The organism is Bradyrhizobium iriomotense, from assembly GCF_030160715.1.
GTDB lineage: Bacteria > Pseudomonadota > Alphaproteobacteria > Rhizobiales > Xanthobacteraceae > Bradyrhizobium > Bradyrhizobium iriomotense.
In genome coordinates, this window is record NZ_BSOW01000053.1 from 27,528 (window position 1) to 51,652 (window position 24,125).

General features: G+C 61.5%; 29 protein-coding genes. 15 read left to right on the forward strand and 14 right to left on the reverse strand.

From position 1 onward, the window contains the following. Window positions 1-5 precede the first annotated feature (5 nt). The 9 genes from QQL28_RS42160 to QQL28_RS42200 all read right to left on the reverse strand — a co-directional run bounded on the left by QQL28_RS42160 (window position 6) and on the right by QQL28_RS42200 (window position 6,680). Window positions 6-980 carry an efflux RND transporter periplasmic adaptor subunit gene (locus QQL28_RS42160; RefSeq protein WP_284275282.1) on the reverse strand — a complete coding sequence of 325 codons (975 nt, stop codon included), beginning with the start codon at window positions 978-980 and terminating at the stop codon, window positions 6-8. Continuing rightward, complete coding sequence (locus QQL28_RS42165; RefSeq protein WP_284275284.1) at window positions 977-1,420, reverse strand: DUF983 domain-containing protein; 444 nt, start codon at window positions 1,418-1,420, stop codon at window positions 977-979. Before QQL28_RS42165 ends, QQL28_RS42160 begins: the two co-directional genes overlap by 4 nt. Then, window positions 1,417-1,626, reverse strand: coding sequence for a DUF1656 domain-containing protein (locus QQL28_RS42170; RefSeq protein ID WP_284275286.1), 210 nt, complete (start codon window positions 1,624-1,626; stop codon window positions 1,417-1,419). The genes QQL28_RS42165 and QQL28_RS42170 overlap by 4 nt, the downstream gene beginning before the upstream one ends. Beyond that, entirely contained in the window at window positions 1,623-3,677 is a 2,055-nt protein-coding gene (locus QQL28_RS42175) for an FUSC family protein (RefSeq protein WP_284275287.1), read from the reverse strand. Before QQL28_RS42175 ends, QQL28_RS42170 begins: the two co-directional genes overlap by 4 nt. A gap of 29 nt (window positions 3,678-3,706) precedes the next feature. After that, window positions 3,707-3,937, reverse strand: coding sequence for a hypothetical protein (locus tag QQL28_RS42180; protein ID WP_284275289.1), 231 nt, complete (start codon window positions 3,935-3,937; stop codon window positions 3,707-3,709). A gap of 11 nt (window positions 3,938-3,948) precedes the next feature. Beyond that, window positions 3,949-4,350 carry a hypothetical protein gene (locus tag QQL28_RS42185; protein WP_284275291.1) on the reverse strand — a complete coding sequence of 134 codons (402 nt, stop codon included), beginning with the start codon at window positions 4,348-4,350 and terminating at the stop codon, window positions 3,949-3,951. A 124-nt stretch (window positions 4,351-4,474) separates the two neighbouring features. Next, window positions 4,475-5,173: a helix-turn-helix domain-containing protein gene (locus QQL28_RS42190; RefSeq protein WP_284275293.1), complete on the reverse strand. Its 699-nt coding sequence runs from the start codon at window positions 5,171-5,173 to the stop codon at window positions 4,475-4,477. A 431-nt stretch (window positions 5,174-5,604) separates the two neighbouring features. Beyond that, the gene (locus QQL28_RS42195; protein WP_284275294.1) at window positions 5,605-6,363 is read right to left on the reverse strand and encodes a sulfite exporter TauE/SafE family protein; all 759 of its coding nucleotides are present in this window, start codon (window positions 6,361-6,363) and stop codon (window positions 5,605-5,607) included. Continuing rightward, a complete protein-coding gene (locus QQL28_RS42200; protein WP_284275296.1) occupies window positions 6,354-6,680 on the reverse strand; it encodes a DUF1127 domain-containing protein in 327 nt (108 codons plus the stop codon). The genes QQL28_RS42195 and QQL28_RS42200 overlap by 10 nt, the downstream gene beginning before the upstream one ends. Before the next feature lie 164 nt (window positions 6,681-6,844). Between QQL28_RS42200 and QQL28_RS42205 the strand changes: the two genes are divergently transcribed. The 14 genes from QQL28_RS42205 (at window position 6,845) to QQL28_RS42270 (ending at window position 18,030) form a co-directional block, all read left to right on the forward strand. After that, on the forward strand, window positions 6,845-6,994 hold the full coding sequence (locus tag QQL28_RS42205; protein WP_284275298.1) for a hypothetical protein: 150 nt from the start codon (window positions 6,845-6,847) through the stop codon (window positions 6,992-6,994). 291 nt (window positions 6,995-7,285) lie between these two features. Continuing rightward, complete coding sequence (locus QQL28_RS42210) at window positions 7,286-8,182, forward strand: LysR family transcriptional regulator (RefSeq protein WP_284275300.1); 897 nt, start codon at window positions 7,286-7,288, stop codon at window positions 8,180-8,182. A 141-nt stretch (window positions 8,183-8,323) separates the two neighbouring features. Then, window positions 8,324-8,506, forward strand: coding sequence for a hypothetical protein (locus QQL28_RS42215; RefSeq protein ID WP_018642524.1), 183 nt, complete (start codon window positions 8,324-8,326; stop codon window positions 8,504-8,506). Further along, window positions 8,503-8,880 (forward strand): hypothetical protein, encoded by a 378-nt coding sequence (locus QQL28_RS42220; RefSeq protein WP_284275304.1) that lies wholly within the window; start codon window positions 8,503-8,505, stop codon window positions 8,878-8,880. Before QQL28_RS42215 ends, QQL28_RS42220 begins: the two co-directional genes overlap by 4 nt. 55 nt (window positions 8,881-8,935) lie before the next feature. Further along, on the forward strand, window positions 8,936-9,376 hold the full coding sequence (locus tag QQL28_RS42225; RefSeq protein ID WP_284275306.1) for a hypothetical protein: 441 nt from the start codon (window positions 8,936-8,938) through the stop codon (window positions 9,374-9,376). A gap of 664 nt (window positions 9,377-10,040) precedes the next feature. After that, the gene (locus QQL28_RS42230) at window positions 10,041-10,721 is read left to right on the forward strand and encodes a helix-turn-helix domain-containing protein (RefSeq protein ID WP_284275308.1); all 681 of its coding nucleotides are present in this window, start codon (window positions 10,041-10,043) and stop codon (window positions 10,719-10,721) included. 289 nt (window positions 10,722-11,010) lie between these two features. After that, window positions 11,011-12,231, forward strand: a complete 1,221-nt coding sequence (locus QQL28_RS42235; RefSeq protein ID WP_284275310.1) for an acyl-CoA dehydrogenase family protein — start codon at window positions 11,011-11,013, stop codon at window positions 12,229-12,231. Between the two features lie 59 nt (window positions 12,232-12,290). Then, window positions 12,291-13,097: an enoyl-CoA hydratase-related protein gene (locus QQL28_RS42240; RefSeq protein WP_284275312.1), complete on the forward strand. Its 807-nt coding sequence runs from the start codon at window positions 12,291-12,293 to the stop codon at window positions 13,095-13,097. Window positions 13,098-13,138: 41 nt separating this feature from the next. Then, a complete protein-coding gene (locus QQL28_RS42245) occupies window positions 13,139-14,377 on the forward strand; it encodes a CaiB/BaiF CoA transferase family protein (protein WP_284275313.1) in 1,239 nt (412 codons plus the stop codon). Window positions 14,378-14,409: 32 nt separating this feature from the next. Next, window positions 14,410-14,751, forward strand: coding sequence for an enoyl-CoA hydratase-related protein (locus tag QQL28_RS42250; protein WP_284275314.1), 342 nt, complete (start codon window positions 14,410-14,412; stop codon window positions 14,749-14,751). Window positions 14,752-14,876: 125 nt separating this feature from the next. Beyond that, window positions 14,877-15,800, forward strand: a complete 924-nt coding sequence (locus QQL28_RS42255; RefSeq protein ID WP_284275315.1) for a 3-hydroxyacyl-CoA dehydrogenase — start codon at window positions 14,877-14,879, stop codon at window positions 15,798-15,800. Between the two features lie 21 nt (window positions 15,801-15,821). Next, window positions 15,822-16,790 (forward strand): 3-hydroxyacyl-CoA dehydrogenase NAD-binding domain-containing protein, encoded by a 969-nt coding sequence (locus QQL28_RS42260; protein WP_284275316.1) that lies wholly within the window; start codon window positions 15,822-15,824, stop codon window positions 16,788-16,790. An 87-nt stretch (window positions 16,791-16,877) separates the two neighbouring features. Then, window positions 16,878-17,345 carry a hypothetical protein gene (locus QQL28_RS42265; protein ID WP_284275317.1) on the forward strand — a complete coding sequence of 156 codons (468 nt, stop codon included), beginning with the start codon at window positions 16,878-16,880 and terminating at the stop codon, window positions 17,343-17,345. Between the two features lie 223 nt (window positions 17,346-17,568). After that, window positions 17,569-18,030: a hypothetical protein gene (locus QQL28_RS42270; protein WP_284275318.1), complete on the forward strand. Its 462-nt coding sequence runs from the start codon at window positions 17,569-17,571 to the stop codon at window positions 18,028-18,030. Between the two features lie 95 nt (window positions 18,031-18,125). Here the strand turns inward: QQL28_RS42270 and QQL28_RS42275 are convergent, their stop codons facing one another. Next, window positions 18,126-19,967 carry an MASE1 domain-containing protein gene (locus tag QQL28_RS42275; RefSeq protein WP_284275319.1) on the reverse strand — a complete coding sequence of 614 codons (1,842 nt, stop codon included), beginning with the start codon at window positions 19,965-19,967 and terminating at the stop codon, window positions 18,126-18,128. Between the two features lie 537 nt (window positions 19,968-20,504). Continuing rightward, complete coding sequence (locus QQL28_RS42280) at window positions 20,505-20,795, reverse strand: hypothetical protein (RefSeq protein ID WP_284275320.1); 291 nt, start codon at window positions 20,793-20,795, stop codon at window positions 20,505-20,507. 501 nt (window positions 20,796-21,296) lie between these two features. On the opposite strand from QQL28_RS42280, the gene QQL28_RS42285 reads away from it, so the two are divergent. Then, window positions 21,297-21,758: an ion channel gene (locus QQL28_RS42285; protein WP_284275321.1), complete on the forward strand. Its 462-nt coding sequence runs from the start codon at window positions 21,297-21,299 to the stop codon at window positions 21,756-21,758. 262 nt (window positions 21,759-22,020) lie between these two features. On the opposite strand, the gene QQL28_RS42290 is transcribed toward QQL28_RS42285, so the two are convergent. The 3 genes from QQL28_RS42290 to QQL28_RS42300 form a co-directional block, all read right to left on the reverse strand. Then, window positions 22,021-22,458: a hypothetical protein gene (locus tag QQL28_RS42290; protein ID WP_284275323.1), complete on the reverse strand. Its 438-nt coding sequence runs from the start codon at window positions 22,456-22,458 to the stop codon at window positions 22,021-22,023. A gap of 127 nt (window positions 22,459-22,585) precedes the next feature. Beyond that, complete coding sequence (locus tag QQL28_RS42295) at window positions 22,586-22,984, reverse strand: thioesterase family protein (RefSeq protein ID WP_284275325.1); 399 nt, start codon at window positions 22,982-22,984, stop codon at window positions 22,586-22,588. A gap of 149 nt (window positions 22,985-23,133) precedes the next feature. Beyond that, complete coding sequence (locus QQL28_RS42300; RefSeq protein WP_284275327.1) at window positions 23,134-23,904, reverse strand: SDR family NAD(P)-dependent oxidoreductase; 771 nt, start codon at window positions 23,902-23,904, stop codon at window positions 23,134-23,136. Between the last annotated feature and the right edge of the window lie 221 nt (window positions 23,905-24,125).

A 24,125-nucleotide genomic window follows, 5' to 3' on the forward strand; every position in this document is an offset into this window, starting at 1 on the left:
AGCTCTCAGCCGCACGAGGGGACGACCGCGATCGCAGTTCGCGCCATGTGGCAGCTGGAGGGCTGCGCTGTCCTGCGTTCATTTTTGGCTTGGGTCGGATAGCCGCGTGATCCGGAGCCGAGCACCTCGACCGTCGCGGTGGCGCCCGCAACGAGTTCGTTTCGCTCGGAGCCGTCCAGCGCGATCCGGACCGGGACGCGTTGCGCCAGACGGACCCAGTTGAAGGTCGGGTTGACGTTGGCAAGCAGGGTCGAGCCGTTGCTGCGATCGCGGTCTTCGATACCGGCTGCAACGCTCTCGACCTTGCCCAGCAACGCACGGCTGCTTCCCATCAGCCGCACGTTGACGGGATCGCCGATATGGATGCGCTGCAGCTTGGTCTCCTCGAAGTAGCCCTGGACGTGCAGCGTGTCGGTATCGAGCAGCGCCATCACGCCCTTTCCGGGGGTCAGGTAGGCGCCCGGCCGCAGCTCGTTGTTGGTGACAATGCCGCTGACCGAGGCCCGCACCTCGCTGCGTTCGATGTTGAGCTTCGCGAGGGCAACGTCCGCGACGGCCTGGTCATAGGCCGCCTGGGCCGAGCCTTGAGTGGCGACGACCTGGTCCATCCGCTGCGTGGAAACGACGAGGCCGGGCGTCAGCGCACTGTAGCGCTTCAGATCGGCATTGGCATTGTCGAGTGTGGCGCGCTTGCCTTCCTGTACCGCCTCTGCCTGCTTCAGCGCGATTTCGTAGCGCGCCCGGTCGATCCGGAAGAGCACGTCGCCCTTCTGTACTTGCTGATTGTCCCGAACCAGAACCTCGCTCACAAATCCGGAAACATCGGGAGCCACCGGCACCACGTCGGCGCGCACATGTCCGTCACGGGTCCAGGGTGCATCAAAGTAATAATCCCACAGCTTGTAACCGGTCCAAAGCGCGACCAGCACGATGAGACCGGTCGGCGCGAACGGACGCAGCGACTTCACAACGGCTTTCATGACACCAACTCCTTGGAGGCGAGGTGAGGAACAGGCGTGACGCCATCGGGGGCCGCTCGATCCCGGCGGCGTCTGGCGGCCTCGAAGCCGTGCATGCCGGTCTGCCATTGCAGGCCGACGATTGTCCCCTTCACGGGCTGCAGCAGAAAGAGTGCGGAAAGCCCGGTGACGGGGAGCCAGATCAGCAATTGAAGCCAGGCGGGAGGTGAATAGGCGATCTCGACGGCAAGAAGCCCTGGCACGACGAGGTGGCCAACGATCGCGATCACAAGATAGGCCGGAAGGTCGTCGGCGCGTTGCGGCGTGTAATCTTCGCCGCAGACCTCGCAGTCGTCGACCACCTTGAGAAAGGGGCCGAACAGACGGCCCTGGCCGCAGTTCGGGCACTTCATCGTGAACCCGCGCCATAAGGCTTTCTGGAACGAAACGGGTGCTGTCATGAGAATAACTCCGCGGAGCCGAGGACCAGGCCGGTGACCAGGCAGATGAACATCGCGAAATCGAAAAGTGCGGGATGCCAGATCCATCGATAGAGACCGATCCGGGCAATCAGCTTGCTGACGATGCGCGCAAGCACGTAGGCAACCACGCTCCAGAGCAGGAGCGTCGGAATGAGCACGCCGAAAAGGTCAAGTTCGTATCTCATGCGGCGATCGTCCCAGATTCGATTTGCTGCGGTTGATAGACCGGCGACTCCGGAAACAGCCCGGAACGAACGCCGGTGAGACCGATCAGCACGTGATCGCGGGCTTCGCTCGAGGGCTCCCGCAATGTCGCCGCAATGGTGCTGTCGAGCTGTTCGACCAGCCCGCCCGGAAGCGGCCCCGCCGTATGGGTCCTGCAAATCGGGGCGAGGCGAGCGAAAAACGCCTCGACTGCCGCTCTCGTGCAGCGTGACAGGCCGAAGCTCGCGCGCCTCACACCGACAATGTTGAGCGCCGTCCGCAACTGGCGAAGATTGGCTGCGCCGCTCCTTGCATCGGCAGGAACGACAGTGATACGCGCAGCAAGCAGGGCGAGGCGATGCTGCATGAGACTGGCAAGCGCAAAGGGATCTTGTTGCGACGTGCGCTCGGCGACCGATGCAAGCGTGGTCCAATTGCTTCGCAGCAATCGGTTTGCGATCCAGTCGGCTCCGGCCAGGCGAACAATGCCGCAGGTCACGCCGGTCAGCGCCACGCCCAGCATCAGCGCAATGCTGGAGTTGGCATAGGAGGTAAAGTCGGCCGAATAGGTTTCGGTCAGCGCCAGTTCCACCGAGAGGTAGATGGCAAGTATGGCGCCGAGGCGCGCGGTCGCGGGCCGCGCAGCCAGCCAGCCGAACAGCAGGAAAGTCGGCATCAACGCGACGATGAGCACCTCGAGAGTCGTGATCCGCGGCAACACGCCGAACAGGTAGATGCCATGCACGGCGATGACGACGAGGAATACTCCGTAGAAATTGCGGAACGCGGGAAGGGGATCGTCCGCGCCCGCCAGAAAACTGCCGACGACGGCGGCGAAGAGCGGGGCCGCAACCCCGTCCGACCAGCCGGTCGCAATCGAGAAGCAACTGCAGCACAGCACCGCAAGGGCCACGGACCCGGCCGCCAGGAGCGCTGACCAGTGGTCGCGATGTGGGACGGCGACAGTCAATCCACCGCGAGAGAAGACAAGTGGAAGCGCTTCGGGTTTGCGCCCTTCTGAGATGGCCTCGCGCAGGAGCTGGCAGTCCTGCATGACGTCGACAAGGTTGCGCAGCCGCGCAAGGAGACCAGAGATCGCGATCTCGGTCCATCCGGCATCCTCGCCCAGCACCGGTCGTATTTCATCAAGTCCTCTGCGCAACGCCTCGGCTTCCTGCCCATCGCGCCCGCCCGCTTCGAGCCATGCCGCTATCCTTGCGCACATGCTGGCGACCGGCGCAGCCGCCTCGTCATGCGGGCTGAGAGGCAGCTTGCGGTCTTCGATCGATCCGAGCAGCGGCAGCAGCGACAGCATATGCTGCCGGAGGAGCTGCAGCCCTCGCCCGATATTCGTGGAAGTGGCTGCCTCAAAGCCGAGATGGCGCCCGAGCTGGTCGATTTCGGAGGCCGCAGCGGCAAGACGCATGCGTTCGCTATCACGCTCCTGATCGCTGCCGCGGCCCGTCAGGACGTCCGCAGCGAGCCGGCGCGCGCCGGCGAGCCATGCGTCGGTTTGCGCGGTGACTGCGGAGGCCACGCTGCGCGGCATCGCGAGCATCACGACGACGCTCGCGCAGACGATTCCGAGCATGATCTCCTGCACGCGGGAAACCACGATGTCGAAGGCCGACTGGGGCGTCGAGACGATGGGAAATCCGAGCAGCGCCACGGTGTAGCCGGCGAGCATGAAGACGTAGCTGCGCGGCGTGCCGTCGATCAGCGAAAGATACAGGCAGAAGCCGACCCACAGCGCGATGCAGAGGCTGAGGAACTCCGGCGCATCGACGAGGTTCGGAACCAGCACGATTGTCGCCGCCCCGCCGATCAGCGTGCCCAGGATGCGGTAGACGGCCTTGGAGGTGGTCGCTCCCGTGAACAGGTTGGAGGTGATGTAGACCGACGCCATGGCCCAATATGGACGCGGCATGTCCAGCAGCAGCGCGATCGAGAACGCCAGCATCGCCGCCGCAAAGGTCCGCAGCGCGAAGATGAGGGCGGCATGTCGATCCCGGAATGATGCAGCTTGGGTCATGGCGATTGCGGCGTCGGAGGACCGTTGCGTCAGCAATGAGCGAAGTTTCTATGTGCGATGCATGACTTCGCGTAGGCCAGCGAAGCTGTTGCAAATGCGTTCGAAACGCATTGCTGCAGTCCTGAGCATTCCATCCCGCAGTTGATGGGAGTCGCCGACGTCTCGACAACGCCGATGACGTCCGGTTTCAGAACCGCGACGAACACCATGAGGCACAGGATTTTGCCGGCGAACACGGCGAGGCACAGAGCGTCTTTCATGTCGGTCTCGATCAATGGGTCTTGACTGCACTCGTCATACGGGTTCTGGACTGCCGCGGCTTTGCCGGGGTTGCCGATGCATTTTCATTTCTTGCTGTCGGAGCGGCGGCCGGAGCCTCTTCCACCGCGGCGAACGCATCGAGTGGGCTGCGGCGCGTGGCCTGGGCAAAGTCTTCGTGGACGAGGTCCGGCGCGGGGCCAGACTCAGCGGCGCGTGTCACTGGCGCGTGAGCGGTGTCGAACACGACCCGTTCCGGCCATTTTTGGTCCGAACGAATGCGCAGATTGGCTCGTTCGCTCGGAGCGATCGCGGAATGCGAATGAGCAGGGAGCGCCGGAAGCAACCAGTCGGCCACAAACAGTAACAGGAGCAGGACGCTTCCCACCCACACAAAGTACTGACGTATCGGCATGGCAAGCGGTCTCTCAGTGGCTTACCACGGCGAAGATAGTCGTGGGACGGCCCGCGGGCTTTGCATCGCGTGCTCTCGTCTTGTCCTTTGTTGCTGCCGGCTGGCTCGCAAACGACATGCAGGTTCAGGCAAAAACCGAAAGCGACTGCCTGACATCCGTCAGAGAGGATTTGGATCCCTGTGATCTCGCCGTTTGACGATATTGACCTGGCGCCTGCCCGGTCGCCTGCTTGAAGGCTCGCGTGAAATTGGCCTGGCCTGAAAAGCCCAGCGAGAGCGCAATATCGACCAGCGGCCGATCACCGCGTGTCAAAAGCGCTTTTGCGCGCTCAAGACGCCTCGCACTGACGTAGCGATGCGGCGCTTGACCAATGGCTTGCCTGAAGGCTCGTGCGAAATGAAATCGACTGAGACACGCAATAGATGCCATGCGATCGATGCTGAGATCTCCCTCGAGGTTTGCTTCAATGTAGTCCAGCACACGGGAGAGTCTGCGCCGATCGAGCCCATGGTTTGTATGGTGAGGAAAGGATTGAGCGGATGATGCGCTGGCGTATCTCTGAACTAGCCTCGCCGCCAGGCTGGCCGCGAGAGCATCGACAAGCAGATTGCCGGTGGAGGTTTCTGTCTTTAGCTCTGATGCGACCGCAAATCCGATCTCGGCTAGTAGCGGATCTTCGAAAGCGCTCTCGTGGCTTAGCGCGCCGACTACGGATTGATAGATATCGGTATTTAGATGGGCCGACGAGAAGTAGCTCAGTGGAAGATGGAGATGCAGGAATTCCGGCGTATCTCGAGCAAAATCAACCGAACCGTCCTGCAAACCAGGAGGAGAGAACCAAACCGCACCACGCCTCGCGACTATCCGGCTCTCGATGCCAGGCGCCCGGCGCGTTACAGTCGATTCACCGCTGCTACGGAGAGCGACGCAAATCCTGATATCGGATTGTGGGGTCCTCCATGGGACCAAGCCTCTTCTAGCTGTGCACAATTCGGCCGACAAGCCAGACCAGCCCCGACCCGCTGAAGATAGCAGCAGCTTTCCGGGACAATCTGGTTCACCAGCGCCGCGGTGCGGCCACGGCTCATAGTGGCCTGCGGCGGTCGGCAGTTCTGATTGCGTCACCATGGGGCGCTCCGGGACCGCATCCATCATTGTTGCGAACTAACTTGGCATAGGCGGCGCAATTTGCTCGTTATCGGTTGTTAGAGGCTGTTAGGGTTTGCGAGTCTCACACATCGCCAACAATCGGCTCACACGAGATAGCCGGAGACGCCGTCCCACAGCAGCTTCAGCGCGGTCACGACCAGCAATCCGTAGCAGACCCGATAGATCTGGCGCTGGTCCAGGCTTCCGTGAAGCCGCCAACCCGCCCACACGCCAGCGGGAATGGCGAGCAGGCATAGCGCCATCAACGTCCAGACGTTTCCTGTCGGCTTGACCAGCAGGAGCCATGGCACGGCCTTGGTCGCGTTGCCGACGGTGAAGAATAGGCTGGTTGTTCCTGCGTAGACGTCCTTGCTGAGGCCGAGCGGCAGCAGATACATCGCGAGCGGCGGTCCGCCCGAATGCGCGACCATTGTCGTGACTCCCGAGGCGAGGCCGGCGGTGATCGCCTTCGGCGTTGAACGTGGACTTGCCGTCACCTCCGCGCCTGCAACAAGCCACAGAGCGACAAAGATCAGAGTGATTGCGGCCATCGCGATCGCGATGGCGCGGTGGTCCAGGAAGCGGAACAGCAGATACCCGAATCCAATGCCGGTCACGAGACCCGGTAACAGCAGCAGAAGATCCGGCTTCGACCAGGTCGAAGGCTTCCAATAGCGAAGGGCGAACAAGTCCATCGCGATGAACAATGGCGCGAGAAGGCCGCCGGCGGTGACCGGATCCATCACGAGCGACAACAGCGGAATGCCCACAATCGAGAATCCGCCGCCGAACGCGCCCTTCATGAAGCAGATCAGGAACACGCCGGCAAAGGTGACCAGGATCGTGGCGATGGTCAGCTCCATGGCGCCGACTCCAGGGTTGGACCGCGCCGGGGTTGGCGCGAAATCGCTACCGCCGCGGGGGTCACCAGCTCTTCGTCCGCTTGAACAGAGAATGTGATGAGACCGTTGACGGCGGCCTCGATCTGAAAACGGCGGATGCCGATGTCCCGCAGCGCGCGGTCGTCGAGATCGTGAAGGCAAGCAATGGCGGTCCGTCGGCCGAGATAGCCGGCGAGTCTCTCGCAAGCGCCGGCAAGCAGCCGAGATGCGATCCCGGACCCCTTGATGGCAGCAGGAAGGATGATCGTCGAGACTATCGCAGGCATTTTGGTCTCCAATGCTCCGAGTTATGAATTCAATGCTCCGAGGGCCGGACATTCATGGCTGGCGCCGGCAGAGGCTCGAAATGGCCCTGAACGCCGGGTTCTCGGTATGGCCTTCAGGCTAGCAGAATGGTCCGAGACAATTCTCGGTGCAATAAAAACATTGAACCGAGTACAATATGTCAAGCTTCGTCCAGGTCGGGTTGTCGAAGCCGGCCGGCACGAAAGACCCGGCGGGCCGCGCAATGGCCGACACTCAGTCGTCCGCCGAATTTGGGATCATCCACGCCGAAACCGTCTGCCAGACGCCGTCGCTCGACTTGCGCTGATACGAGACACGAAGTCGGCGCCGTCGCCGTACTGGATTTCGTACCGGTAGGATTCGAGATGCCTCGTCATTGAACTCTCCTGTGTTGAGGGCGGCGCTTCTCGCGCCATCATCCAAAAACATCGATTGGAGAGCCCGCCTCAAAAAGGGCCATGGGTGGAAAGGCTCCTTCCAGGTAGCGGAAGGCTCGCTCGAGTGGCCAACCGGATCACCGCAGGCGATGCCGTCTTCCGGAATCCGGGGTGATATGGCAAAATCGCAAGGTGTCCTCCCGAATTATGGAAGGGATCCGATGGATCGCCTTGAAGCGATGTCGACCTTTCTGACCGTGGTCGAGCAGGGCAGCTTGTCCGCGGCGGCGCGGCGATTGAAAACACCACTCACAACAGTTAGCCGCAACGTATCCGAGCTCGAGGCTCACCTGCGGACGAAGCTCTTCAACCGATCGAGCCGGCAGCTGGTGCTGACGGATGCAGGAACGTCCTACGTTGCGGCTTGCAAGCGCATCCTCACCGATGTGCTCGAAGCAGAGCGTACCGCCTCGGGTGAGTATACCACGCCGACGGGCGAGCTGGCCGTGACGACCCCGCTGGGCCTTGGGCGCATCATTCTGATGCCGATCATCGCGGACTTCCTCAAGACCTATCCGGACATCAAGGTGAGGATGATCCCCACCGATCAGAAGCTGAGCCTGGCCCAGGAGCAAATCGATGTCGCGGTGCGCATCGGCGAGTTGCCGGATTCGAGCCTGGTCGCGTTACGGCTCGGCAGGACGCACCGGGTGGTGTGCGCCAGTCCCGCCTATCTGGCAGCTCGCGGAACGCCGCGCACGCCGGAAGACCTGGCGGGGCATGATTGCATCAGCTATCCCGGCTTCTCGCCCCCCGATGTCTGGACATTCGTCAAAGGCAAGGCGACCATCGCAGCGCCGGTGCGTACGCGGCTCACCGTCGGCAGCGCGGAAGCGGCTTGCACGGCAGCCCGCGCCGGCGTGGGAATTTGCATCGCCTTTGCCTACCAACTCGAGGCTGGTCCGGAAGCGGGATCATTGACCACCGTGCTGGATGAATTCCAGCCACCATCAATGCCGGTTAATCTCGTGTACACGGCCAACCGGTTTCTGCCGATCAAGGTAAGAGCATTCCTGGACTTTGCGGCGCCGCGGCTCAAGCGGGTTTTCGCGGAGTAGACCCCGACAGTGCGAGTTCCGCTGTCGAGCTTCCAAATTCCGGAAGGATGACTCCCGATCTCCCCGCCTGTTGATCCAGGCCTTTCGCCCCACCTCCCAGTCACGACCTGCCGGAAACGGCGTCACGAACTGGAGGCGAACATGGGTGAAGTCATCCAATTTATCCCGAAGGCCGAGCGCGAACGGCTCCGCCTGATACGAGAAGCCCGCGCGATCTACGACAGCGTGTTCCCGCCGGCCGATCCGGTCAGCGGGCAGCCCGACAACGCACCAATCGTCATCAACGGAACCTGGATTCATCGGGGCGGCGAACCGTTGTCGTGATCAACGAATTTGCGGTGCTCGATCGTCAACCATTAGGAGAAATCGTCATGTCAATCCGCAACACGCTTTTCGCCGCCGCATTCGGTATCGCTTCCCTGACGGCCGCCCACGCAGAAGGGCTGCGTCCCATTGAGGCCAAGAGCATCGACCTCGGCGGGATATCGGGGGTCGCCTACTACACCGTCGAGCGCGCTGGATTTCGCGTGGTCGCCACTCTGGCGCAAGGCGAGACAGGAACACCGTTCCGCGTCGTGTCTCTTCTCACACCTGGTCAGCGCCTGCTTCTCTCGACACCGCAGCCAGCGGGCGCGATCGAGATCAGCCGGGAAGGTGACAGCGTGCTGGTTCGCAAACCGAACACAGCCTCGAACTGAAGTTCGACTTGAACGGCTGCGCTCGCCAAGCGGAGCGCAGCCAGGGAAACTGCACATGTCCACCATCCATCTTCATCGGAGGACCACGGCGACGCCCGAACAGTACGTCGCCGGCCTGACCGATTTCGGGCCCGGCCGCTCGAAGCTCTTTGGCAACAGCAGCGATGCGTATCTCAAGGTGCATCGTAGAAGCGGCTCGCATGCCGATGTCACGGAAGGCTCGGGCGGGATCTGGGAGCGCCTGCACTACGACTGGTCCGATCCCAACCGCGTCGTCCTCACGACCACCGACTCCAACGTGTGGGGTGGTGCGTCGGGTCACATCTACACCTTCACGCGTCAGCCCGACGGCACGACCGACATCGATGTCGTCGTCAGGCGCGACGCCAAGAACCTGACGGGACGGGCTGCTCGGCTTTGTGCTCGGGACGATCGGCAGGCGGGTCTTGGACAAGGCGTTTGGAGATTCCGTCGAGGCCATCGAGAGCCGGAATAAAAAGGTCGAACGTCCGGCTACAGCCAATTCCAACCTCGCAGCTTGAGCAGTCGGATCGCGGGCGAACCAGGCTGAAAGGACTACGAACGAAACCTGAGGTGATGGCGCGATGATGGCTCAGGTGCCCGAAGCGCAGATCAAGGCGTTCGCGACTCAAATTCGATCCGCAGCCCTTAATATTCATAAGTCATCCGCGGGACGCGCGGCGTCGTCGTTCAGATCGGAAAGACCGGGCTCGTTGTTCCGCGGAAGGTCGCGGCGCGAGGGATACTTGGCTCGCAAGAACGAGCATCTGGCAAATCTGGAAATGTCGCATATGGCGGCGCGATCTTCCGGTCCCGCAGGGCGAGCAACATTGAGGTCAACTTTGTAGGAGCGAGTCGTGGAAGTCCGACAGGAGCAACCGGCTACCGCTGGCGGCAATGGAATATGGCCGTACTACAGTTTTTGGGAGCAGGATGGTCCCGCAGAGCTGCTGTTATCCTCGGTAGATCGAGGCTGGTCCGGTCTCGCGGCTCAATTGTGCACTGTCAGGAAAGGGGTGATTCCATGGAGGACCCCGCAATCCGATATCAGGATTTGTCTCGATGTTCGCGGTAGTCAGTCGCTCGTCACGCGGCGGAGGCCGGGCATCGAAAGTCGGATAGTCGCAAGGCGTGGTGCGGTGTGGCTCTCTCCTCCTGGTTTGCAGGAAGGTTCGATTGACATTTCCGAAGATATGTCGGGAGTTTTGCAGATCTATCTTCCACTCAGCCACTTCTCGCCGGACAATTTCGAAACCAACATCTGCAAGGCAGCAGTCGGCGCGATAAGCTACGAGTACGCTTTCGAAGATCCGCTGCTGGCGGAGATCGGATGCGCAATCGCATCGGAGCTGGAGACTGAAACCTCCGCCGGCAACCTGCTTATTGAAGGCCTCGCATCCAGTCTGGCGGCGAGGTTGCTTCAAAAGTGCCTCAGGGCATCGGCTGGCCAGCCCATTGTTTCTCGTGCAAGCGGAGCACTCGATCGACGCAGGCTCCAGCGTGTGCTGGACTATATCGAAACGAACCTGGAAGGAGACCTCACCCTTGATCTCATGGCGCAGGTCGCATGCCTGAGCCGATACCATTTTGCCCGTGCCTTCAGGCAAGCCATCGGGCAACCTCCTCATCGCTACGTCAGCGCCAGACGCCTTGATCGTGCCAAAGCCTTGTTGATGCGGGGCGAGCGATCATTGGCGGATATCGCGCTGGCGCTCAGCTTTTCCGACCAAGCGAGTTTCACACGCGCATTCCGGCAAGCAACAGGCCATGCGCCCGGTCAGTTTCGTCAGGTATTCGGATCGCAACAGGGCGCTCGCTGAGACGAGCTCTTTCCGGTTTGGAATGGACTCTATCCGAACATGTCGAACGAGCCCGGTGCTTCGACTTGAGCGCGCCACGCGTTCTGCATTTTGCAAGCCCACCTCAGACAGACTTGAGTAGAGCGCGGCCATTATCTCTGGCCTGCATCTGCCGCCTCGCTCGCCAGCAACAAATGACAAAACGAGAGCACGCGATGCAAAGCCGCGGGCCGGGCGCACCCGTATGTTCGATGCGTTGAAACGAGACGCCTGCCGCAGTCGCAGGCCCCGCATCGAAACGGAGATCGAAATGGCCACCGCTGCTGCACAGAAACCTTCGGCACCGAAACAGCTTCCTCCGCCGAACGCCGACTTCTTTCAATTCGCTGACACACTGGGCGAGGAGGAGAGGGCGATCGTCAAGAAGGTGCGCGCCTACATGGAGACGAAGGTCGCTCCCATCATCAACAAGCACTGGGTCGAGGACTCGTTCCCGTTCGAGCTGCTCCCGTCTTACAAGGAACTGAACATCGCGGGGATCGGCATCAGCGGCTACGGCTGCCCGGGCGGAAGCCCGCTGCTGGTCGCCCTGGTCGCCCTGGAGATCGCGCGAACCGACGTTTCGTTCTGCACCTTCCATGGTGTCCACACCGGTCTCGCCATGGAATCCATCTACATCGCGGGCACCGAGGAGCAGAAGCAGAAATGGCTGCCGCCGATGGCGCGCATGGAAAAGGTCGGCTGCTTCGCGCTGACCGAGCCGCTGGTGGGCTCAGGCGCCGGTGCCGGTCTCCTGACCACGGCGAAGCGTGACGGCGATACCTGGATCCTCAACGGCCAGAAGCGCTGGATCGGCAATGCGCCTTGGTGCGACATCTCGATCGTCTGGGCACGCGACGTGGCCGACAACCAGGTCAAGGGTTTCATCGTCGAGAACAAGACGACGCCCGGGTTCAGCGTCGAGAAGATCGAGAACAAGATTGCGCTGAAGGTCGTGCAGAACGGCCAGATCACGATGACTGACTGCCGCGTGTCCGATGCAAACCGTCTTCAGGGCGGCAAGGGGACGTTCCGCGATCCCGCGCTGGTGCTGCGTGGCACCCGCCATGGCGTCGGTTGGGAAATCACCGGCGCCCAGATGGGCGCCTACGAAAATGCTCTGAAGTACGCTCAGGAGCGCCTGCAGTTCGGCAGGCGGATCGCCTCGTTCCAACTCATCCAGGAGCTGCTGGCGAAGATGCTGGGCAACATCGTGGCCTGTCAATCCATGCTGGCCCGCGCAGTGCAGCTGGAAACCCAGGGCAAGCTGACGGACGCGCAGGCAGCGATCGTCAAGGCGTTCTGCACGAGCAAGGCGCGGGAAACGGTCGCCTGGGCCCGCGAGGTGCTGGGCGGCAACGGGATCGTGGTCGACTACAACGTTGCGCGCTTCTTCGCCGACACCGAAGCGATCTACTCCTACGAAGGCACCTACCAGATGCAGAACCTGATCGTCGGCAAGGCGATCACCGGGTTCAGTGCTTTCGTCTGATGTCACGAACGGGGCCGGCACTCGGCTGCCGGCCCATCCCCCAACCAGGACCGATCAACATGTCTATATCAGCAGTTGCTGCGCCGCCGCTTGCGAATGTCCTCTACGAGACACGGGCCGCGATCGCCTATGTAACGGTCAATCGTCCCAAGGTGCTCAACGCACTCAACGTAGCAACCTGGCAGGACCTGTCGACCGCATTCGAGAATGCCAAAAGCGATCCGACCGTGCGCGGCGTCATCCTGACGGGAGCGGGCGACAAGGCCTTCATCGCCGGCGCTGACATCAGCGGTTTGGCGCAAGCGAGCGCGATCGAGGCCGAGCGGTCCAGTCGCTTCGGACAGCACGTCCTCGATCTGATCGAGAATCTCGGCAAGCCGGTGGTCGCGGCGATCAACGGCTTTGCGCTCGGCGGCGGCTGCGAGACCGCGATGGCCTGCACCATCCGCATCGCGGTGGAGCACGCGAAGTTTGGCCAGCCGGAGGTGAAGCTCGGATTGCTTCCCGGTGGTGGCGGCACGCAGCGGCTGCCGCGTCTCGTCGGCAAGGGCCGGGCTCTCCAGCTCATTCTGACAGGCGGACTGATCAGTGCGCAGGAAGCGCACCGCATCGGGCTCGTCAACGAGATCGTCCCCGTATCCGACCTGATCCCGCGCGCAGAAGCGATCCTGGACGAGATCGCCGCGAACGCGCCGCTCGCCGTCAAGTTCGCGCTGGATGCCACCAACAAGGGAATGGAAGCCAGCCAGAGCGAAGGCCTCGCCCTCGAAGCCTCCTATTTCGGGCTGTGCGCGGGCACGGAGGACAAGAAGGAAGGCACGTCGGCCTTCCTCGAGAAGCGCGCGCCGCAGTTTCACGGCCGCTGAAATTGCAACCCAGCAACCCAAATCGAATTCAGGAGCCACCAATGGCAAACGACAACATCTTCTCAGGCTTGAAGGTCGTTGACTTCTCGAGCTTCGTCGCCGCACCGGGCGCGGCCGTGATCCTCTCCGACTTCGGCGCCGACGTCATCAAGGTCGAGCCGCCGCACGGCGACCCCTGGCGCAATGGGCACAAGGTGCCATTCCAGCCGAACGCCCACGATCCGTATCAGTGGCATCTGGCCAACCGCAACAAGCGCAGCCTCGCGCTGGATCTCAAGTCACAGGGCGCGCAGCAGATCATCTTCGAGCTCGCCAACTGGGCCGACGTCTTCATCGTCAACACGCCGCACCATGCACGGAAGAAGCTGAAGCTCGAATATGATGACGTCGCGGGATGGAATCCGCGCCTGATCTATGCCGACCTCACAGGCTTCGGCGAGCACGGGCCGGACGCCGAACTGCCCGGTTTCGACATCACCTCCTACTGGGCGCGCAGCGGCCTGTTGTCGATGACGCGCGATGCCGGCGCGCCGCCGACCTGGCCGGTGGGTGGCAGCGGCGACAATGCCACGGCCGTCGGTCTCTACGCGGCGATCGTCACCGCCCTGTACCGGCGCGAGCGTACCGGCAAAGGCTCCTACGTCACGACGTCGCTGCTGGCCCAGGGCGTGTGGTCCGCGAGCGTCTCCATTCAGGCAGCTCTCGCCGGCGCCAAGTTTCCGCCGATGCACGACCGCACGCATCCGGCCAACGCCGCGGCGAACGTCTATCGGTCCTCCGACGGCACGTGGTTCGTCCTCATCGTCACGCCGGACAAGGTTGTCCCCGTCGTGAATGCGATGGGCCGTCACGACTTGCTGACCGACTCGCGCTTTTCCGATCCGGCGCAGCTGGTCGCGAACATGCCGCAACTGACGGCAATCTTCGACGAGGTTTTCGGCGACAAGCCGATGGCGCACTGGCATGAAGTGTTTTCCGGCGTGAACGTCACTTTTGGCGAAGTGCGCGGGCCGCAGGAAGTCGTCAACGATCCGCAGCTCGCGGCCAACGATATCGTCGTTCCGCTCAACGGCGCCGGCGGCAAGCTGACCTCGACGATCTCGAGCCCGATCACGGTGCATGGCGTCACCAAGGCTCCGGCCCAGCGCGCGCCCGACCTCGGCGAGCACACGGAGCAGATCCTCCGCGAACTCGGCTTCGACGCCAACAGTATCATCAACCTGCGCGAAAACGGCGCCATCGCCAAAGCGGCGCCGCGCAAGCAGGGAAGCGCGGTCTGACCGCCGAGAGATCGTCGAAAAGGAGGCACGCAATGAGCGACATCATCACCGAGCGTTCCGGCGGCATCTTGCGGGTCGAACTCAATCGCCCCGCGCAGAAGAACGCGATGACGGCCGGCATGTACACGGACCTCGCCGGCATCTTCAGGGAAGCCGATAAGGATGAGGACATCCGCGTCGTGCTCTGGCACGGCGCCGGCGACGCCTTCTGCGCCGGCAACGACATCGGGGACTTCCTGAAGAAACCGCCCGGGCCAAGCGAATCCCCGCAGTCCGCCCTGATCAATGCGTTCGTCGCGTTCGAAATGCCGATCGTCGCGGCCGTGCAGGGCGCCGCGGAAATCCGAAAGCCGGGAGTTCAGCGAACGTATTGACTCCCCGGCAGCGACGGAAGCCTTCACGGCGTTCCGGGAGAAGCGCGCGCCCAATTTGACCAATTTACTGAAGCCGCAGGCGGCCGAATAGTCGGCGCCGGCGAAGCGACACAGAAGGACAGACCATGACCGTACTCCATGCCACGCGGACCAAGGCCGTATCGCCCGCGACCCGCTCCGGCCGGTTGTTTCTTCTCGACCTCAGCGGCGGGCGCGTCCTGTCGATGGATCCGGACGGCTCGCATCCCCACGTCATCGCGACCGACTGTCCGCATCCCGACGGGATCGTCATCGACGTGGCGGCTGGTCACGTCTACTGGACCAATATGGGCGTTCCCAGCCGGAACGACGGCTCCATCGAACGCGCCGACCTCGATGGCAGCAATCGCAGGTTCATCGTCGCGCCCGGCGGCACGTTCACGCCGAAGCAGCTCCATCTCGATCGGGCGCACGGCAAGCTCTACTGGTCCGATCGCGAGGGGATGCGAGTCATGCGCGCTAATCTCGACGGCTCGCAGATCGAGACGCTCGTCCAGACCGGCCAAGGCGAGAATGACCGGCGCGATCAGAACAGATGGTGCGTCGGGATCACCGTCGATCCCGAACGCGGACAGATCTATTGGACGCAGAAGGGCGGGGACAACGCCGAAGTCGGACGCATCGTGCGCGCCGGGATCGAGATCCCCAAGGGCGAGACGGCGGCTGACCGCAGCGACATCGAGGTGTTCTTCAACGGGCTTCCCGAGCCGATCGATCTCGAAATCGATCTGGAGGATCGCATCCTTTACTGGACCGACCGCGGCAATCCCCCACGCGGCAACACGGTGAACCGCGCCCCCATCGACGCGAAACCCGCACAAAATGTGCCGCAGATCGTGGTTTCGGACCTGATGGAAGGTATCGGCATCGCGCTGGATGTTTCGGGCAACCGCATGTTCGTGACCGATTTCGCTGGTTCGCTCTATGCGGCGAAGCTCGACGGGACCGAGAAGCGGATGCTTTTGGCCGCCCAGGGAAATCTCACCGGCGTCGCATACGTCGAAGTCTGACAAATGCATCGGAGCATCCCCATGACCAATACCAAATCCATTCGCCGCGTCGCAATCATCGGCACCGGCGTGATCGGCGCCAGCTGGGCCGCGCAGTACCTCGCCAAGGGACTCGAAGTCGTCGCGACGGACATTGCGCCCGACGCAGAAACAGCGCTGCGGAAGTTCGTGAAGTCGGCCTGGCCGGCGCTCGAACGGCTGGGTCTGTCGCCTGGCGCATCGCTGGCGAACCTGAAGTTCTCCGCCGATCTTGCCGAAGCGGTTGTCGGTGTCGACCTCGTCCAGGAGAACGGACCCGAACGGCTGGAGTTCAAACAGAAGCTGTACAAGCAGCTCGACGAGTTGCTGCCACCAGACGTGATCATCGCGTCGAGCTCATCCGGGATCAAGATGAGCGACATTCAGTCGGGCGTTGCATTACATCCGGAGCGTTGGGTTATCGGTCACCCCTTCAATCCGCCGCACCTGATCCCTCTGGTTGAGGTCGTCGGCGGAACCAAGACCTCCGAACAGACGATCCAGCGCGCGATCGCGTTCTACAAGTCGATCGGCAAGAAGGCCGTGCGGCTCAACAAGGAGATGCCGGGCCATGTCGCCAACCGCCTGCAGGGCGCGCTGGCGCGTGAGGTCTACTACCTCGTTGCCGAGGATGTGCTGAGCGCGGCCGCCGTCGACGACGCCTTGTCCTGGGGGCCGGGCCTGCGCTGGGGCATCATGGGCAACATGATGCTCAATCATCTCGGCGGCGGACCGGGCGGCATCGAGCATTTCCTGCACCAGTTTGCTGGTCCGCTAAGCGCGTCGTGGAAGACACTCGGCTCGCCCGAGCTCACTCCCGAGATCCAGAAGAAGCTGGTCGACGGCGTTCATGCCGAGGTCGGGTCGCGCACCATCGAAGAGCTGGAGGCGGAGCGGGACGAGATCCTGCTTGGTCTCCTCGAACTCCGCAGCAGGCGTTCGGACACTCCGCGCGGGACCTCGACAGTTTAGCCCTCAGGGAAGCTGTCACATCCGTGCGACTGCAAAATCGATGGCAACTGGCGACTCGATAAATCTTGAGATGCAGCGCTGAACCATATGGACGCTTCGATCATCTCTGCGTTTGCCGCCCTTACCGGCGCTACCATTGGCGGCCTGACGAGCGGGGTCGCCAATTGGCTGAACCACCGAAGCCAGGTTCGCGCGCAATGGCTGCTTCATGAGAAAAGCCGACGGCAGATCCTCTACAGGGATTTCATCGAGGAGGCCTCAAGGTGTTACATCGATGCGCTTCAACATCATGAGGTAAGCGAGGGCACCCCAGGCCTGGTTGCCCTCTATGCGAAGCTCAATCGAATGCGAGTGCTGTCCTCGAAGCGGGTCGTGCGAAGTGCCGAGCACATCGCCAAGACGATCATGGACACCTATCTGGAGCCGGACAAAAGCTTCGGCGAGTTGCGTGAAATGGCAAGGTGCGGATCCATCTGCGGCCCGTGCTTCGGCAGCCGACCCCCTACTTCGGGCACCGACATCCAAGTGGCGAGCAATCTGGCGACAATCGCATGAAGGCCATATCGGTAAAGACCCACGAATGGGTTAGAAGGTGTCGTGTGCACGACGTGTGCACCGAGAGATCAAGAAAAACCTTGCGAAAGCGAAGCAGGCCTTCCCAAGTTGGTGGGGCCGCGTCTGGTCGGCGGACGCGCGCGGCGCAAATTTCCGAGCGCAGGGGAGACGGGCCAGCGCTGAGGGTGGTCAGTTGTCCGAAGTGCGAAGGTGTCACTCCCTCATGCACATTCGCGCAGCTCGGCTGCAAACTAAGAACGAAGAGCTTTTGCAGCGTGGGGTTGGTACCGCTCCCCTGAATCGAGCCCCGACGGACGGCCGCGCGAACGGTAAAAAGGAGTCGATCTTTCAACTGATAAGCTTTGGTCGCAAACCTTATCAGTGCGGCTTCAGTTGGAGCTATGCTTTGGCCGCGCCATGCGGTCCGCGCCGAACGGGATCCCTGAGCGGCTCTCGAAAAATCGTGACGAGATTGCTGGCCAAGTCCGCCGAGGAACGCTACCAAACGGCCGTGGGAGTCGAGGCCGATCTTCGTCGCTGTCTAGCCGAATGGGAGGTTCACAGCCACATCGCGCTTTTCGGCTCGGCAAGCAAAGACATGTCGAGCCGGTTTTTGGCCCCGGAGCGGCTGTACGGGCGGGAACGCGAGATCGGCGCTCTCTTGGGGGGCGCGCGGCCCGATTGACACCAGCACAGCGAAACTAGTCAGTCGGGGGCGCCAGCCGTTCGTTCCACCGAGCCGCAAGGTTTTTGATCTGCTCGAAATTCAGGATCGCCGGTTCACCCTCGCGGACGATCGTCGCCCGCGAAGCTGCGTCGTTCCTGGCTTATTGATCTATCATTTATCGCACCCGCTGCGCCGATTGGCCTTTTGTTTCCAGGGGCGACCAGCGGAAGTGTCATAGAGATCGAAGTCCCCTTTCCCAAGGCGGAGACCAGCGCGATACGGCCGCCCAGTTGCTCGGTCACGAGGTTATGGACGATGTGAAGGCCAAGCCCGGTACTGCCCTTCGCCCGTCGCGTGGTGAAGAAAGGATCGAACACGTGTCGCTGGGCGTCATCGGAAATGCCTATTCCGTCATCAGAAAAAGTAATCTCCACGAAGTCGCTGCCGATGCGAGTTGCCTCAAGCAACATGTTGCCGCCAGATCGGTTAGCAAAGCCGTGGGTAACGGCATTGAAGATCAGGTTCGTCAACACCTGCCCGTAAGCGCCCGGATAGCTGTCCATGGTGATGTCGGAGGGGATATCGAGCGCCAGGGGAATGCGAGGTTTAGGCAGACCGGGAACGACGCTGGCCACGATTTGCTCTGTTGCAATCCTGAGGTCAAAGCTGCGGCGATCTGCAAGATTGCGATCGACGGCAACTTGCTTGAACGCCTGAATCAGGCCGCCAGCGCGCTCCAGGTTGGCAACCAGCTGGTTGGCGGCGTCGCGGTTGCTGTCGACAAATTCCGCGAGGGACGAACGGCGCACAGGACCGGAGATTATTTGATTGGCAAACCTTGAGCAGCGTTGTGCGAGTGTCGAGGCGACCGTCAAGCTCGTACCAACAGGGCTGTTGAGCTCGTGTGCGACGCCTGCAACAAGGCGCCCGAGTGCGGCGAGTTTCTCGGTCTCAATGAGATAGCGCTGGGTTTCGCTGGCGTGCAGCGCCGCTTCTGTAATCCTCCTTTTGTCGCGGATTTCGGCAAACAATGCCGCCAGTAGCGATGCGCCAATGGTCACAAGCAAAATGCTGACCTGCGCTGCAGCGACGCGCTCGTCCATCGCTAGGGTGGGATTGCCGAAATAGCCAATGCCAAAGGTCGTCGTCCAAACGATTGAAAGACTGACGATGAAAGCCGCAGCTGCGGCAAAAACCGGTCGGCATCGCGCTGCGAGCCATAGCAGCGGCGCGAAAAGGACAGCAACTGGTCCGACGTTTGCCAGAAGATCCGAGCGCAGGAAAATGGCCAGCGCGCTCACCAGCGCCAGTATCGCGACGGTCAAGGCGCCCTCGAGAAGCTCGGCCACGGGCGGCCGGTCCCGCGCGGCTGTGGCGAACTCAATCAGCAATGGCGCAACGACGATGATCCCCAGTGCGTCAGATGCGAACCAATGCTGCCAGGTAACCCATATCGGTGTCGTCGCGCCGTGAAAGAACTTGAATACAACAGCGCCACCGATGCCGGACACGGCAGTCCCGACAGTTGCTGCCCCGACCAATGCCATCACGTTGTGCGGCTTGGCCAACGTGAAGCCGGAACCATGGTAACGGTCGATCAGCCATGCCGTGAGCACGGCCTCGAAAGCATTGCAACAGCCGAAGAGAATGGCACCCCAAAGGTTTCGATCGCCAAGCAGGTTCGCCAAAATGGTCGCAGCCATTGTGCCGAAGATGACCGGCCATCGCGCGCGGGACCCTAGGACAATTAGAGCGCCTGCCGACACGCCCGCCGCTGGCCAGAACACGGCCACGCCCTCCGGCTTGGTCAGCAATTCGAGGCTAAGCCGCGCAGCGGTGAAATACGCAATAGCGATAGCAAATGAGAGCCTTATGGCGCCCACCCACCTCGTCGAATCGAACGCAGCAGGCATCTCTCGTTGAATCTTAGTGACTTTTGCCGCGAGGTCGGACATGGGCGGGTCAACCGAAGGCTCCAGATATACTGACGCCTCAAGTGGCGTGAATATGACAAGCTCGAGGCAGCGTCCGCTGCTGGCGCGCGCGCCAAGGCGGCGCTTTTCAGTGGGTGCAAGTCCCACCTGGCAAACGCTCCAGTCGAAAGCAACCGGAGCAAATGGAGGTGATGAAGTGGCTGAGGCCTTCGGATAGCGTGTCACGATATACGGTGACCGCGCGAGTGTGCAGGCCGTAACGCGAGTGAATTGAGCAAACCTCGAAAAGGACGATGCACAGGCCGACCTGACGGCCATATCAGGGAAGGCTGACACGACTGGGGCGAAGTGAGCGAAGCAATACCTCCAGTCGCTGTGCCGGGGTAGTGGCGACGGCATGTACACAAGGAAAGCGTACGCAACACGGGAGGCCCCACGACGTGGTCAGAGATGATCAACCGGACGCCCGCGAGGGACAGGCCGGGCACCGTAGGGATGCGCAGGGGTTCGTAGTACTGGTGAAATCGGGTAACGCCGGTGGAGGGAAGAGACCTCAGTTCAAGACGAACGAAAAGAGGTGGTGAGGGATTTGGGGATTGGGCAACCTATCAACTCCGGAGAGGTGTTCAGATACTGGGAACGGCGTTGCACGCGAAAGCGCAGGCAGAAGCCGACTACCGCTTCTACGCCCTGTACGACAACGGACTCATGCACCGCAGCAAATAGCATCGCCATTCGATCACCTGGATGGCGGCACCATGAAGCCTGGGGCTGCTTGTCCGTCGGCGCAGCAAGTACGGCGCCGCCATCCGCACGACCGACTTTCGCTCCGTCAAATACCTCGTCCATGATTTCTCGGATGGTGTGGGCGCAGCGACCGCACCGAGCTTTGGTGCCGAGGCAGCTAAAGACATAGCTGGTGGTTCGGCGCGTCGCAGTGTTGGCGAAGTTCGCACCTCCGTGTCGCTTAGGACGTTGCAGGAACAAACGATCATAGGAGGTCCGCTCGCTCAATTCCTACGTCTGCTTTAACACGCAAAAAGCAGACATTCATCACGACAACGGTGACGTGCGCTAAGGGTCACGAGCGTCACCCTCTCCGATAGATGGCTGTCTTCGACTTCCGCTATGCCCCGTTTGCGACCGGGTCCGCGGGCCATAGCGCCAAAACGGCAGCTCGCCCTCCATCCACAAATTGGAGCCCGGGACGCCGGCATTATTCGATTGTTGTATAGTCTGCTATCGTTTGAACTGGCCATAGGGCGGCCCGGGTGATGGCAGTCCGAAGGCTATTCGTCCCCAATCCTACCCATCGTGACTCGCGGTGGTGAAGATGCTTGCGGTGGAACGATGACGCAAAATCAGCAATTCGCGATCCTGTTTCCGTTGCTGGTTGGCGTAGGCGCGGTCGCATGTACGATTTTCGTCCATGCGCTTGCTTTGGCCGCGACGATAAACTTCGTTCGCCATGAGAGGAGACTCGGGCGCGCAGGCGCAGGCGCCGTGATCGATCTTGCTATCGTCGCGCTGGTGATATCATTCGCGTTCGTGGCGCACCTGATCGAGATTGCCTTGTGGGCAGTGTTGCTCGTCATCTGTGGAGAGTTTCAAGAGTTCGGAAGCGCCTACTACCACTCAGCGGTCAACTACACGACACTGGGTTACGGTGATCTTCTTATGACACCGTCGTGGCGATTGTTGGGACCGCTGGAGGCGACGAACGGAGCGCTCATGTTCGGTGTTTCGGCCGCGATGGTATTTGCTGTCATACAACGGTTGGTTCTGACTAGGTTTGAGGATCTCAGGTCCTGAGTGTTTGTCGGAGCGTTCGCCAACGACCGCGACCGCGGCTTTAAAGCCTGTCGTGCCGGACCGCTTCACCGAATGAAGCCGGGAAGGGAACAGCGTGGCGGATTTGAGCTTCCATGACCGCTATGGGTCACGAGCGTCGCCTTCTGGGACCGACGGCTGCGCGTTGACTTCCGCTATGCCTTGTTAGCGACCGAATTGGCGTCGCGGTGGAATATGTCGTTCAGGGCCAGGAGCGGTCATTCAGCCCGCTCTCGCGGATGGGTTAGCTCCCCTCGCGGGGGCGCCGCGGCGACTGAGGATTGTTGGCGGGATTGGTATCGTACTTGGATATTCGCGTAATGAGCCCGCTAGTGGCGAGCGGTTGCAAGTCCGCCTCGAGCGCGTCAGCAATCTCCTTGGCATAGACCGCCCGGTCGTCCACGTAGAGTGTAAAGGATTTCAAATACTTTTCCTTCTTCGCCGGATTCTCGATCGTCTCTTTCGTCCACTGGTAGAGCGGATAGTTTTCGATGCCGTGCTCTTCTGCTGCGACGACATACTCCGCAAAGGCGTCGAACTGGCATTTCAGTGCAGCGCGATGCTCGGCGAGGATATCGAACAGCAGCGCCAGTGCCGGATCACGGAGTTTTCGGCGTACCGATTCCGCCGTGGCAGAATCGTTCACATCAAACCTAACCTGATACTGCCACTGAGAAGTCACGCTATTCTCGCCTCCTGGTCGCACCCGATTTGCCCCTTTTCCAATCGCAAGGCGCTATCGCTCGCTCGCGAGCAGGTCCGGCACGCGTTGTGTCAAGAGTTGGCCGCAATGTCAGGCCGACGTTGCGTTAGTAGCTCCTCTTTTTGGCAAGGCGCTCGTTGAACGAACGAAGATCGATGACAATCCGTTGGTGGGTTCCGCTGCCGATCTCCTCTATGCCGTCGCTTGCCGACACCTTGAAGTCAACTCGTTTTCCCTCGACGTTGATTACCTCGGCCGTCGCGCACACGTCGTGGCCTACGGGCGTGGCGGCGAAGTGTCGTACATCTACTGCAGTGCCGACCGCGCTTTCACCTGCATCCAAGAACGGTCTGATGGCATTGAGCGCGGCGTTTTCCATGATCAAGATCATCACGGGCGTCGCAAGCACTTGCGGCAATATGGCGTCCTTGAATCGGTCGGCAAGATGTTCGGGTTGCACCCGCACTGTTGATGTTCCTCTGGCTCCCAACGGAATCTGCCGCATTCGTTCGTCCTAGATCTCTATATGGAGACCGCGTAGACCGCTTCGCCCCCAACAGCAGCACAAAAGCCGACATCTGGCTAGGTCAGAGTTGGGCCAATTAGAGACGCACCCAGCCGAGTAGGGCGTAGGAATGCGCAGCTCGCCGGCCGTCAGCGTTCCTCCGACGGATCGAACAGCACACCTGCAGCCGCAAAACCGCCATCGACATTAAGCACGTGGCCGGTGATGTGGGCGGCATCGGCGGATGCGAGGAAGGAAGCTGCGGCCGCGATGTCGGCCGGCAGCGCGTACCGCTTTAGGGCCATGCGCGAGAGGAAAGCCTCCCGCTGGCGAGGACCATGAGCCAAACGGGCTACCTGCGTTGGGCCGGGCGCGATGGCGTCGACGGTTATACCGTATGTCCCCAGCTCCATCGCCATAGCCTGAGTGAGACTGATGATCCCTGCTTTCGACGCACCATAGGCGACACGCCCGGTGCCGCCGAACTGACCAGACACCGACGCAATATTGATGATGCGTCCGCGGCCCGCTTCCGCCATCGCACGGGCCGAGGCTTGGCCGCAGATGAACGCCCCGGTCAAGTTGACGTTGAGCACGGTACACCACGCATCGAGGTCGTACTCAAGGAATGGCGCACGGTTGACGATACCGGCGTTGTTCACGTGGATGTCGAGGCGGCCAAAGCGCGAAAGAATAGCTGCCACCCCTGCATCCGCCGACGATTTGTCGGTGACGTCCAGACGCTGGAAAACGGCCTTCTCGGTCCCAATCGCCTCGGCGACTTCACGCCCATCCTTCTCGTTGATGTCGGCAACAACAACGGTAGCACCATCATCCACAAGCCGTTCGACTATCGCACGTCCAATCCCCGTGGCGCCACCCGTAACGATCGCGACCTGATCCCTAAACCGTGCAAGCATACTCCACTCTCCTCCCACAACGGCAGGAGAGCATAAAAGGGCGCTCACCTCATGATGGCAAGTCTGCTATTTTTGCGAGCCAAGGGTGTGTCGTAGCTGAGGACCGCTTCGGGTCATCTGCGACCTAAAGCGTGATGGCATTAAGTTCGATAACCTGAATTTTTGAGGTAGTTGGCGCATTCCTCGGATGTGAAGGCATCGAGTGCGTGGCCGATTGCGGC